The organism is Virgibacillus profundi (genome assembly GCF_002287375.1).
Classification (GTDB): domain Bacteria; phylum Bacillota; class Bacilli; order Bacillales; family Amphibacillaceae; genus Virgibacillus_K; species Virgibacillus_K profundi.
Genome location: NZ_NPOA01000021.1, coordinates 16275 through 29150, shown reverse-complemented (window position 1 = coordinate 29150; position 12876 = coordinate 16275). Strand labels below are relative to the sequence as shown.

The following is a 12876-nucleotide window of genomic DNA, read 5'->3' as shown; positions in this document are numbered from 1 at the left end:
CTGATGGTGATGAAACAAACCGTGAAACAGTGACAGTTGAAGGTACTGTATCAGATGCTAATCTTGACTATGTAGAAGTAAATGGTCGAGAGGCAGCTGTAACGGATGGAAGTTATTCCAAACGTATTCTGCTTGATGAAGGAGAAAACACAATTGAAGTTGTTTCCGCTGATTTAGCTGGAAACATATCAGAGGAATCTGTAACAATTGATGTGGACTTCACTCAACCGGAAATTGAAAACTTAACACCAACTGAAGATGTATATATCAATGCTGGTGAAAGCGTGAAATTTGAATTTGATAGTGAGCCTGGATTAAGAGCAACATACTTTATCCACATGCCACTAACAAATACTGTTGCGAATGCGACAGAGCTTCCAATGATGGAAACATCTGAAGGCCACTATGTTGGTTACTGGACAGCAACTAGTAATGCTTTTGCTGAGGGTGCGGTTATTGAAGTGAAAATAGTAGATGACTTTGGTAACGAAACCCGTGAGCAAGCGGAAGGTAAATTGTTTATTAATGTTGATTGATCTAACATTAACCTGAGATTTGAATAAGAAAAAGGCGTAGAAGCGTTGAGCTTCTGCGCTTTTTCTTATTTCTGAGCAAATAGCTTTTCAAATAAGGAGGAATTATGTATACTATAAATAACAATAAAATAATCGATTCCATCTTCGGGGCAGGGTGAAATTCCCGACCGACGGTAAGTAGCTTTATTGCTATAAGTCCGTGACCCGCTCGGGTACCATAACGAGTGGCTGATCTGGTGTAAGTCCAGAACCGACAGTTACAGTCTGGATGGGAGAAGATGTCGAGCCGGTAGTTGATGCATATTCATGTGTCGCTATTTTCCTGTGAATTAATACACCCTAAAGCCCCATTAGGCTTTAGGGTTTTTGTGTGTTTTTTCATAAAGCAGGATGAGGCCAATCCTTCATCACGAGATTGGAATCGATTTAAGATGAAGGAGGAGAATGATGATGCAAAATACTAACAAGCAATCATCAAATTTATTAAAGCTTATTATTCTAGCACTGCTAGGAACCATTTCACTAGTATTATTTTTCCTGAACTTTCCGTTGCCATTGCTGCCAGCCTATTTAAAAATTGATTTTAGTGATGTACCTGCATTAATGGCTGGTCTGATTTTTTCACCAATAGCAGGGGTTATAGTAGTTGCAGTAAAAAATATATTATATTTAGCAGTATCCGGAGCTGGAGATCCAATCGGGGTTGCGGCAAACTTCTTAGCAGGAGTTATGTTTATTGTACCTGTTTCAGTTCTTTATCATAAATTTAAAGGTGTAAAAAGTATTGTATCAGGGTTGGTAGCCGGAACAATCATAATGGCCCTTGGCATGAGTGTCCTGAACTATCTATTTATTTTGCCGGCATATGGCTGGTTCATGGGTTGGGAAATGACCGAACAATTTAAATGGTTCTCTGTTTATGCAGGTGTCTTACCATTTAATATTATTAAAGGAATTGTTGTAGGTTTACTGTTTGTTCCTTTATTTGTAAAAATGCGAAGCTGGATCGAACAGAAACAAGCAAAATTTGTATAGATATAAGAAAAAAGCCAATCCATAATGATTGGCTTTTTTTTAATGGGGAAGTTTGGAAGATAGAAATATATATCATCTGGAGAGTGGCTATATCTGCCAGAGAATGAATATATCATCCGGAGAGCGGATATATCTGCCGGAGAAAAAATATATCGTCCGGAGGGCGCATATATCATTCAGAAAACAGAAATATCCTCAACACCCAACAAAAAAGTCCGCCCATCATGATAGGCGGACTTAGGTTATTCCTCTTCCTCAACTAAATTCCGTGCCATTGGCTGTGCTTCCAGACGTTCGATCGGAATTGGTTTTCCTGACTTTTCACTATATCCATAGGTACCATTTTCAATTCGATTTAGTGCGGCGTCAATTTCCTGCAATCTTTCCTTTATTACCATATCCAGGCCGGCATCTCGTTCCTGCTCGAATTGTTCTGTCCCCATGTCAGCTGGATGATTGTCATAATCTGCCAGCTCTCCTATGGCATCATTAGGTCTGATATCCTTATTTTTATTAATAAGTTCTTCGTTTTCCTTTTTCATTTCAAGTAATTGCTTTTTAAAATAATTTATTTTTTCATCGGTAAGTTTTTCGTGTTTAGTCATTGTAATCACCGTTCCTTTAGTCTATTTTTTAGGAACAATTCCAATCGTGCATCTTGAGATACATATTAATTTTTCCTGTTCATCAACAATCCTAACTTCCCATACCATCGTTGTTCTTCCTGTATGAATTGGTGTTGCTTTCGCAGTAACAATTCCTTCACGCTTGCTTTTAATGTGGTTTGCGTTAATCTCAAGACCGAATACATTTACTTTTTCGGGATCAACATGTTCAAATGAACCAATACTTGCAGCAGTTTCTGCAAGAGCTACATTGGCACCACCATGCAAGTAGCCAACAGGCTGATGTGTTCTCCTGTCAACAGGCATTGTTAAAACTACTAAATTTTTATCCAATGATACCAATTCGATTCCCAGTGCTTCCATTAAGGTATTCTTGAAATCCAATATTCCCATCCCCTTTTTTAATAACACTTTTTAGCAAACTTACTAATTAGTAATGATAAACCAAGTAAAAATAACTAATGCCAATAACAACTGTTCCCATAATGAATTCTAAGAAAAGTTCACCAAATGATGTATATGCGATTGGAAAAGACCCTCCTGTATACAAGTAGCCAAAAAGCATGCAAATTAAACCAATCACTGCAATCCACCAGCTTGACCGTATACAAGTATATACCACCAGATGTTAATTTCATCTGACGTGTGCATGCATATACTCCTGTTGAAATTTATCAATATTATATTAATTTTAGGGAATTTGTCATAGGGTGTCAATGAAGGGATTTGGTTTCTCTTGAGAAACTATTGAAAAGAGAATAAAATAGATATGGATGTTTTCTACATCTATTGTTTAACGGAGGTTTATATAGATGATTGAAATAAAGGAAAAGCAACTGGAACACTTATTGGATAGTGCCATTAAGGAAATACAATACCATGATGAACTTCAACTTGTTAGCATTACAAAAGAAATTTCGTACGCAAATCCTTTTCATTTTTTTGACAAAGCTAAAGCTATTGGCAAGGATCGTACATTTTGGACAAGTACTGGGGATCAGTTTTATTTGGTTGGCGCAGGGAATGCATATGAAATCATTGCAGAGGATTCCCGCTTTGAAGGTACAGAAGAAGGATGGAATAACTTAATAAATGAAGCAATTATTCATAACAAATATAAATATCCTGGTACTGGGATTGTTGCACTTGGAGGAATGTCATTTGATCCAAGAAAAGCACCTTCCGACTTATGGAATAAATTTAAACCAAGTCAATTTACCATTCCGGAATATATGCTTACAATAAGAAAAAATAATTTCTATTTTACTGCGAATGTTTTTGTTAAAAAAGATGATCATTCAGTTCAATTGGCAAATGATATAAAACGACATGAGAATGAACTCATCAGTCAGATGGAGACTTCTTTAACAGCTATTAATATTAAAGATAAGAAAGAAATCGAGCCGGATAAATGGAAGGAAACTGTTCGATATGCAACTGAGGAAATCAGTGATCATAAAGCAGAGAAAATTGTTTTAGCACGTGAAATTCGTTTGAAATTTGATAAACAAGCAGATATTGGTACGATTTTAAATAAACTTATCGACACACAATCCAATAGTTATATTTTTGCATTTGAAAAAGGAGAAGATTGCTTTGTTGGGGCAACTCCTGAAAGACTTGTAAGAGTTGAGAACAAACGGCTTTTATCAACTTGTCTTGCCGGTACTGCCCCAAGGGGGAAAACTAAAGAAGAAGATGAGAGAATAAGTCATGATCTTCTAAACGATGAAAAAAATCGGCAGGAACATGATTTTGTTGTGAAGATGATTAATCATTCCATTAAAAATCATTGTACAAACATTAAAATACCTGATGAACCGGTTATTTATCCGCTTAAAAATTTACAGCATTTATATACACCAGTTACTGCAAAATTGAAAGATAGGTACAGTATATTTGATATCATTAAGCAGCTACATCCGACGCCGGCTCTGGGTGGAACACCAAGAACAGAGTCACTGGCGTTTATCCGTGAGCATGAATTACTGGATCGGGGCTGGTATGGTGCACCTGTTGGCTGGCTTGACAGCAATCAAAATGGGGAATTTGCTGTAGCCATTCGTTCCGGACTTATCCAAGGTGACGAAGCATCATTATTCGCCGGGTGTGGTGTGGTAAAAGATTCTGATCCGGAAGCAGAGTATGAAGAAACAAATATTAAATTCCTGCCAATGTTATCTGTTTTAGGAGGGTGAATATGAATCATACAGAAGTTTTAACACGTTATACAGCAAATTTTGTAGATGAGCTAAATGTAAATGGAATAACGGATGTAGTTATATCACCTGGTTCAAGGTCTACACCACTTGCACTAACAATGGCAGAGCATAAAGGAATAAAAGAGTGGATCATCATTGATGAAAGATCCGCTGCTTTTTTTGCTTTAGGAATAGCGAAGCAGACAAAACGTCCGGTTGCATTAGTCTGTACATCCGGAACAGCAGCAGCAAATTATTTTCCGGCAATTGTTGAAGCGCATTATAGCAGGGTGCCATTAGTTGTGCTTACAGCTGATCGGCCGCATGAATTACGTGATGTTGGTGCACCACAGGCAATTGAACAGATTAAGTTATACGGGGATTATGTGAAATGGTTTCAGGAAATGGCAATCCCTGAAGCAACACCTGAGATGCTTCGGTTTTCCAGAAGTAAAGCTGCCCGTTCTGTATATATGGCTCAGGAAGGAAATTCGGGACCTGTGCATGTGAATTTTCCATTTCGTGAACCACTCAGTCCTGATTTTTCACTGGAAAATATGTGGGGAGAAGCATCTGAACAATCGTACATGCCTGCTTTTGATGGAAAGAAAAGATTGGACTCGGAGCAATTAATACAGCTGATTGAAAAGTTAAAAAGCAAGCAAAAAGGAATAATTGTTTGTGGACCGCAAACAGATGCAGATTTTGCCGAGGCCGTAACATCACTTGCATCACATTGGGGTTTGCCTATTTTAGCAGATCCATTGTCACAGGTACGTTCCGGTCAGCATCATAAAGATAATGTTATTGAGGGCTATGATGCTATACTTAGAAATGAAGCAGTGCGTGAAAAAATGAAGCCTGACTTTATTATCCGATTTGGTGCCATGCCAGTATCCAAGCCATATCTATTTTATGTAAAAGAGCATATGGCTGTTTTGCAATTTGTTGTCGAAAATCATACCGGTTACCGGGAGCCGGTAGGGAATACTACAGAGTTTATTTTTGCTGATTCAGTAATGCTTTGTAAGGATTTAATTGAAACGGAACCCGTCTTGAATTTTGAAAAAGACTGGTTGGATGAATGGAAGAGAATGAATCTTATTTCCAAAAAGCATCTATTGGGTGGTTCTGAAGAAAATATTACTGAAGGTGAAGCAGTTCGGGCGCTAATGGAGGTTATTCCTGATTCCTCAGGGCTGTATGTCGGAAATAGTATGGCAGTAAGAGATGTGGATACTTTTTTCATGACGACACCGAAAAACATTTCCATTCTCGCAAATCGCGGAGCAAATGGAATTGATGGAATGGTATCAAGTGGACTTGGTGCAGCATCATCTGGTGAGCCTATGACACTTCTGTTAGGTGATCTGTCCTTTTTCCATGATATGAATGGACTCTTGGCAGCAAAGCATTATAACCTAAATATTACGATTCTTATCGTCAATAATAATGGGGGTGGTATCTTCTCCTTCTTGCCACAAGCAAAGGATGGCAGGCATTTTGAAGCACTATTTGGCACACCGGCTGATGTGGATTTTAAACATGCAGTAATGATGTATGGTGGTGAATATGCCCACGCGGCAACAGAAGATGAGTTGAAAGAAGTACTCGATAAAAGCTATCAGCACAAGGGGCTGTCTGTTGTTGAAGTGAAAACAGACAGAACAGCTAACGCAGATTGGCATCGGAAAAAATGGAAACAAATTGAAAATGAAATTCTAAACAGTGGGGACTGAAGGGACTTGTATTATACAGTAAATGATTCACAGTATTGGTATGAAATACATGGGGAAGGCTATCCACTTGTAATGCTGCATGGTTTTACCGGGACAAGCTCTACGTGGGATAATTTTATAGAAAACTGGCAGGAAAAGCTGCAAATTATTACGGTAGATTTGCCTGGACATGGAAGAACTAAGACGTATCCTAAGACGATGGAAGAATGTTGTGAGGATTTAAAGGATTTATTTGATTATCTGGGGCTTGGTGGGTTTCATCTGCTTGGTTATTCCATGGGTGGGCGAACAGCATTATCTTTTGCTATGATTTATCCGCAAATGGTATTATCGCTTATGTTAGAGAGTGCTTCACCAGGACTTTCAACAGATGCAGAACGTACACAGCGGATGGACAAGGATGAAGCTCTTGCAAAAAAGATAGAAAAAGAAGGTATCGGAAACTTTGTTGATTTCTGGGAAAACATACCACTTTTTGAATCTCAAAAAAACCTGCCAAAAGAAGTTCAGCAGGAGATTCGTGATGAACGTCTATCACAAAAGGGACAAGGACTCGCCCAGTCTTTGCGCTATATGGGAACAGGCAGCCAGCCATCATGGTGGGATAAGCTTGATCAATTGGATATGACAGTTTTATTATTGGCTGGCAAGTACGATGATAAGTTTATTTCCATAAATAAATTGATGGAAGAAAGCGTACAAGCAGGTGCATTAATGATTTGCGAAAATGCAGGACATGCAATTCACGTGGAACAACCTGAATTTTTTGGTAAAATGGTACAGACGTGTATTTCTGCAGTAGAATTATTGAAACAAGTGAAAAAAGAGGAGGAATAGTATGACAGTACAATGGGAGCAAGTCAGAGAATATGAGGAAATTATTTACGAAAAATATGATGGCATTGCAAAGGTGACCATGAATCGTCCGGAAAAGCATAATGCATTTACACCATTAACAGTGAATGAAATGATTGATGCTTTTGCAGATGCACGTGATGACTCATCGATTGGTGTTATTATTTTGGCCGGTGCGGGGGACAAAGCATTTTGTTCCGGTGGAGATCAATCTGTACGGGGTCATGGCGGATATATCGGGGAGGATCAGGTTCCACGTCTAAATGTATTGGATTTACAGCGTCTAATGCGTACCATTCCAAAACCTGTCATTGCAATGGTTTCTGGCTATGCAATTGGTGGAGGACATGTACTTCACGTAGTCTGTGATTTAACAATTGCTGCAGATAATGCCATATTTGGACAAACCGGACCAAAAGTAGGCAGCTTTGATGCAGGCTATGGTGCCGGGTATTTAGCTCGCATGGTAGGCCATAAGCGCGCACGTGAAATCTGGTATCTATGTCGTCAGTATAATGCTGAAGAAGCATATGAAATGGGTATGGTGAATACTGTCGTACCTTTAGAAAAACTGGAAGAAGAAACAGTTCAATGGTGTGAGGAAATTTTAGAAAAATCACCAACTGCTCTTCGTTTCCTAAAAGCATCGTTTAATGCAGATACAGATGGACTTGCAGGACTGCAGCAAATGGGCGGTGACGCAACACTTCTATACTATACAACAGATGAAGCAAAAGAAGGTAGAGATGCGTTTAAAGAAAAAAGAAAGCCCGACTTCAAGAAGTTCCCACGCTTTCCGTGATCAAATAGTTACAACGAACCTTTGCTTAAATTGGCAAAGGTTTTTGTTTAGAAGTAATAATAGGTGGGTGGGCATTGTGGATAGCGTCCGGAGCGCAAAAAATCGACAGGAGTACTGTGGATATCTTCCGGAGAACTGGATTTATCATCCGGAGAGAAAATATATCGCCCGGAGCATGAATTTATCATCCGGAGAGAAAATATATCGCCCGGAGCATGAATTTATCATCCGGAGAGAAAATATATCGCCCGCAGCACTGATTTATCTCCTAGAGAAAGAATATATCATCCGGAGCGCAATTATATCAATAGAAGAACGCGCTCACTAGATTCTCTCATAAAAGAAAGGTGAATAAAGGATGCATGAAACTATACCACATTGGTTAACCAAACAGGCTGATTTGGCACCAGATAAAACTGCAATTGAATTAGATAATGGCCACTGTCTTACTTTTAGACAGCTTAAGGATCAGAGTCAAAGCTTTGCTAAGAAATTGGCTCAAGCAGGCATAACAAAAGGTACCCATGTTGGTATTTTGGCCAAAAATGAAATTCCGATGGTTGCTGCGGTCCACGCATTAAGCTATTTGGGGGCAGTAGGTGTATTATTAAATATTCGATTAACAGATGAGGAAATTAACTATCAGCTAAAAGATGCGGAAGTTTCGTTAGTGTTAACATCTGATCATTTAAAAGAAGGTACAGAATATTTTCAAGCAGAAACTATTCAATCATTTTCAGAAATTGCTGCATTGGAGGAAAGTGAAGTATCGCTTTGCAATGAGCTAGATCTCGACGATACTTTTACGATCATCTACACATCAGGAACAACCGGATTTCCGAAAGGTGTCATACATACTTATGGGAACCATTGGTGGAGTGCTATTGGCTCGGCCCTAAATCTGGGCATTCATGAAAATGACAAGTGGCTTGTGCCATTGCCTATTTTTCATGTGAGTGGATTATCTACAATGATAAAAAGTTTGATATATGGTATGCAAATTTTTTTATTGGAGAAATTTGATGAATCAATTGTTCATCAGGCAATTCTTCATAAGGGAGTAACGATTGTTTCGGTTGTTACCGTTATGGTGCAACGTTTAATCAATAAACTGGGTGATAATCATTATCCGGAATCACTGCGCTGTTTATTATTAGGTGGTGGGCCTGCACCGAGACCATTATTGGAAAAAGGTAAAGCACGAAATATACCTGTTTTTCAATCCTATGGGATGACGGAAACTGCTTCGCAAATTGTTACATTGAGCCCTAAAGATGCCTTAGAAAAAATAGGTTCTGCTGGAAAGCCTTTATTTCCGGCACAATTGAAAATTGAACAAACTTCCAAAGATGATCTTGTTGGGGAAATTCATGTAAAAGGGCCGATGGTTACTAAAGGATATTTTAAAAATGAAGCAGCTAATAACAAGGCATTAAAAACAGGCTGGCTGGCTACTGGTGATTTAGGCTACTTGGATGATGAAGGTTTTTTATTTGTTGTTGAACGCAGAAATGACTTAATTATATCCGGTGGTGAAAATATTTATCCTTCAGAAATTGAAAGTGTTATTTCCGGGATGGATCAAGTAAGAGAAGTTGGCGTAGTTGGAAAAAAGCATGAGACATGGGGACAAGTACCTATCGCATTTATTGTTGTAGATAGTCAAAGTATTAGCCCTAGGGATATACTGGTCTATGCGGAAAAAAGATTAGCAAAATATAAATTGCCAAAAGAAATATATTTTATTGATCAGCTTCCAAAAAATGCTTCCAATAAATTAGTAAGGACAATGCTTTTAAAGTCACTGGAATAGGTTGAGTATTTATTTTAAAAAGAGGTTTAAAAAACTTTCCTAAAGGTATAAGTAAATATACCAAAAGGAAAGGGAGATTATGTATATGGGCAATTTTATGGATCAGTATTTTACATCTAGCTTTATGCAAGGGGTACAAAATTTTGTTATTGCACTCATTGTCTTATTAGTTGGTTGGCTGATTGCAAAAGCGATTGGCAACGCAGTAGAAAAAGCATTAGGAAAAACAAATTTGGATGAAAAGTTATTCAACAAATTTCGTACCAGTGATAAGCCGATTAACTCCAATAAGATAATTGGAAAAGTGGTTTATTACATACTTCTTTTAATCGTATTTATTCTGTTCTTTAATGTATTGAACCTGAATATGATTGCGAATCCACTTTCAAATTTAATTTCTACATTCTTTAGCTTTATCCCGGCTGTTTTAAAAGCAGCATTAATTCTTGTGTTAGCTTGGATAATTGCAACGATTGTACAGTGGTTAGTTGTTCAAGGAACGAAAAAGATTAATTTACAACATCGCTTCTATAAAATGAAATTAGCAAAATCAGAAGAAGAAATAAATAGCTTCTTACAGACAATAGGAAAAGTAGCATTTTATTTAATTTTACTACTATTTATTCCTGGTGTACTCGAAGCGCTTAGTATTTCAGGTGTTGCTCAACCGTTCAGCGGTCTGCTTGCCACAATATTGGCATTCATTCCAAAACTTCTTGCTGCAGCAATCATTTTTGCAGTTGGCTGGTTTGTAGCGAAGATTGTAAAAAATATCATTGTTAATTTACTGCAAGCAGTGGGATCAGAAAAATTAGTTGATCGTTTAAAAATGAATAAGGTATTTGAAGGTACAAGTCTAGCAGCATTTGTCGGAAATCTGGTATTTATCATTATATTGATTCCGATAACCATAGCAGCTTTGGAAAAATTAGAGCTGACCGGAATCACAGAACCTGCGATAGGTATGCTAAATACCGTTATGAATATGATTCCAAATATTTTAATCGCTATTGGATTAATTCTGGTAGGGGTTTGGTTAGGTAAATTCATTGGAGAATTTGTTCATAACTATTTGGCAAAACTCGGATTTGATCGCTTAACAAGTAATTTGAAATTAGGTAATAAAGAAGCATCACAAAATAAAATGACACCATCTGCTTTAGTTGGTTATGTCGTTCAGATTTTGATTGTATTCTTCCTAACTATTCAGGCGTTGTATATCGTCCAACTTGATTTCCTTGTAACGATAGCATCTGCAGTAACAGCATATTTACCTCAGGTATTAGCGGCCATCCTGATTTTGGTGGTTGCATTAATTTTAGCGAATATCGTAGAAAAATTTTTACGAAATCTACTAACGGGACCTGCCGCAAATATGCTGGCTGGTTTAGCTAAATACGCGATTATCGTACTATCCGTGTTTATGGCGCTTACTCAATTAGGAATTGCAACAACAATTGTCAGCTCTGCTTTTATTCTTATTTTAGGTGGAGTGGCACTTGCATTCGGCTTAGCATTTGGTCTTGGTGGAAAAGACTTTGCCAGCAAGTATTTGCGTAAATTCGATAACACAATTGATGAAACAAAGGTAAAGGAAAATAGAACAGACCAAAGTGTAACAGGGAATATAACAGATTCAAAACCAAATCAGGATTTTAATCCAGGGGAAGGTTTGAATACTGATATAGATCCGGATAATAATAACGACTATATTTAAAAAAAATTAATGATGAAGAGTATTCACTGCTAAATGTAGTGGATGCTCTTTCATTTTGTTTATTATCAGTTGAAAATATACAAAACGATTAGTATTTTTTAGATGTAAAAAATTAATTCATACATGCTTCTACGATTTTTAGCCAAATTAATGGTAGGAGGTGGCGTATGGAAAAGAAGAAATATTATATTGATGTTGGTTCAGGAGAAATTTCACAAGTGAAATATGACAATAATGACAGCTTTACAATTCATGCAACAATGGATGAAATAAGTCTCCTAAGGGCAAAAATGGATAATATGCATGATGCCAGTGTCAGGTCCTTTTTTAGGGCGCATGTACCAATTATGCCATATCATAATGACAAATCGAATGATGATTATGATAGCAACCTGACAGAAACCTATCAAATGCTTTATGATTTAGGCGATGAGCAAATAAAACAACATATCGAAAGTATGGGCGTTCTTGGCGATGAGCATATGTAATTAATTCGGAGAATAAGATACAACAGTGTCTTATTCTTTTTTAACAGGTAAGAAAGTTTATAATTTGCCTGTATTTTTGCCGAAATCAGGCAAAGTTGAGAGAGAGGCATATGGAGTTGAGAGAAGTATGCAATAAGTTGAGAGATAGTTGTAAATTCCCTTGTTTTCTCTCAACTTTGCCGTTTGATCTCTCAACTTCCATCTCTAATTACTGTGGCCATTTCTCCAGCACTTCATAATTCCCTGTCTTTAGAAGATGCGTGCTAGTCCAGAACTCCGGAAACAAATTACGCAGACCTTAGGGCGACTGTTGAGCTCCCCGTGCTACTCGTTTTTAAGGGGGTCCCACCGAGTCCTAAAATCAACAAAGCTTATAAAAATAGCCATTTTAAAAAAGTTTACCTTTCCAGGAAATAAGGAATAGAGAAGTATAAGGCACTTTATACATAAACTTCCAGGGAGGGAACATCGATGAAAAAAAAGCATCTTAGGATAAGTAAGTGGATCTTTATAATAGGTTTTATTTTACTATTTTTATCATATAATGCGAGTGACTTTTATTCAGCTTCTGCCGTAAGCAACACTGGAAAAGATCATCAGCAAATAGAAAAGCAGCTATTTAAAGAAACTTCTATACAATCTCTAAAAAATGAAGAAGCTACCATCCAACATGACCAAATTGTAGCATTAACAGACCAATTTATGGATATACTCGTACAGGAGATTGATAAGAATTATAAAGTCGTGAATTATGATACAAAAGTAGAATTACTTAATCAGTTTGAAAGTGTTTCAACGAAAGAGGTTGCAACACCATATGTAGATTACTTTTATTATGAAGAGGCAGACGGACTCTACATTGTACCAACTGAAACACCACCATGGTTTAATGAAGAAAATGATTATGATGTGATACAATTAGAAGATAAAAAAGTAAAGGTTACGCAGGATAATCAGGATGCATTATTTGGTGATTATACAATTGAGTATGAATTCACCTATGATAATGATTGGAAAATAACTAAGATTAACCATCTGTAGCCGGAAACACTATTTGAATGAAG

11 protein-coding genes, 2 pseudogenes and 1 riboswitch are annotated in these 12876 nt (G+C 37.3%); of the genes and pseudogenes, 10 read left to right on the top strand and 3 right to left on the bottom strand.

Going from position 1 to position 12876, the window contains the following annotated elements:
• Positions 1–536, top strand: a pseudogene (locus CIL05_RS20590) (peptidase S8); the annotation flags it as partial.
• Positions 537–672: 136 nt separating this feature from the next.
• Positions 673–820: riboswitch (FMN riboswitch) on the top strand.
• Positions 821–986: 166 nt separating this feature from the next.
• Positions 987–1571, top strand: a complete 585-nt coding sequence (locus tag CIL05_RS20585; protein WP_095657417.1) for an ECF transporter S component — start codon at positions 987–989, stop codon at positions 1569–1571.
• A 242-nt stretch (positions 1572–1813) separates the two neighbouring features.
• Here CIL05_RS20585 and CIL05_RS20580 read toward each other — a convergent pair whose 3' ends face one another.
• The 3 genes and pseudogenes from CIL05_RS20580 to CIL05_RS20570 form a co-directional block, all read right to left on the bottom strand.
• On the bottom strand, positions 1814–2176 hold the full coding sequence (locus tag CIL05_RS20580) for a TraR/DksA C4-type zinc finger protein (protein ID WP_095657413.1): 363 nt from the start codon (positions 2174–2176) through the stop codon (positions 1814–1816).
• 21 nt (positions 2177–2197) lie between these two features.
• Positions 2198–2560: a hotdog fold thioesterase gene (locus CIL05_RS20575; RefSeq protein ID WP_240510254.1), complete on the bottom strand. Its 363-nt coding sequence runs from the start codon at positions 2558–2560 to the stop codon at positions 2198–2200.
• A gap of 88 nt (positions 2561–2648) precedes the next feature.
• Positions 2649–2822, bottom strand: a pseudogene (locus CIL05_RS20570) (1,4-dihydroxy-2-naphthoate polyprenyltransferase); the annotation flags it as partial.
• A 187-nt stretch (positions 2823–3009) separates the two neighbouring features.
• On the opposite strand from CIL05_RS20570, the gene CIL05_RS20565 reads away from it, so the two are divergent.
• The 8 genes from CIL05_RS20565 to CIL05_RS20525 all read left to right on the top strand — a co-directional run bounded on the left by CIL05_RS20565 (position 3010) and on the right by CIL05_RS20525 (position 12853).
• Complete coding sequence (locus CIL05_RS20565) at positions 3010–4395, top strand: isochorismate synthase (protein ID WP_095657411.1); 1386 nt, start codon at positions 3010–3012, stop codon at positions 4393–4395.
• 2 nt (positions 4396–4397) lie between these two features.
• On the top strand, positions 4398–6137 hold the full coding sequence (menD, locus tag CIL05_RS20560; RefSeq protein ID WP_095657410.1) for a 2-succinyl-5-enolpyruvyl-6-hydroxy-3-cyclohexene-1-carboxylic-acid synthase: 1740 nt from the start codon (positions 4398–4400) through the stop codon (positions 6135–6137).
• 6 nt (positions 6138–6143) lie between these two features.
• The gene (menH, locus tag CIL05_RS20555; protein ID WP_095657409.1) at positions 6144–6974 is read left to right on the top strand and encodes a 2-succinyl-6-hydroxy-2,4-cyclohexadiene-1-carboxylate synthase; all 831 of its coding nucleotides are present in this window, start codon (positions 6144–6146) and stop codon (positions 6972–6974) included.
• 1 nt (position 6975) lies between these two features.
• On the top strand, positions 6976–7794 hold the full coding sequence (gene menB / locus CIL05_RS20550) for a 1,4-dihydroxy-2-naphthoyl-CoA synthase (RefSeq protein WP_095657408.1): 819 nt from the start codon (positions 6976–6978) through the stop codon (positions 7792–7794).
• A gap of 358 nt (positions 7795–8152) precedes the next feature.
• Positions 8153–9607, top strand: a complete 1455-nt coding sequence (locus CIL05_RS20540; protein WP_095657406.1) for an o-succinylbenzoate--CoA ligase — start codon at positions 8153–8155, stop codon at positions 9605–9607.
• A gap of 85 nt (positions 9608–9692) precedes the next feature.
• Positions 9693–11324, top strand: coding sequence for a mechanosensitive ion channel (locus CIL05_RS20535; RefSeq protein ID WP_240510252.1), 1632 nt, complete (start codon positions 9693–9695; stop codon positions 11322–11324).
• A 167-nt stretch (positions 11325–11491) separates the two neighbouring features.
• On the top strand, positions 11492–11812 hold the full coding sequence (locus CIL05_RS20530) for a hydrolase (protein ID WP_095657405.1): 321 nt from the start codon (positions 11492–11494) through the stop codon (positions 11810–11812).
• Between the two features lie 471 nt (positions 11813–12283).
• Positions 12284–12853, top strand: a complete 570-nt coding sequence (locus tag CIL05_RS20525) for a hypothetical protein (RefSeq protein WP_095657404.1) — start codon at positions 12284–12286, stop codon at positions 12851–12853.
• The last annotated feature ends 23 nt before the right edge of the window (positions 12854–12876 follow it).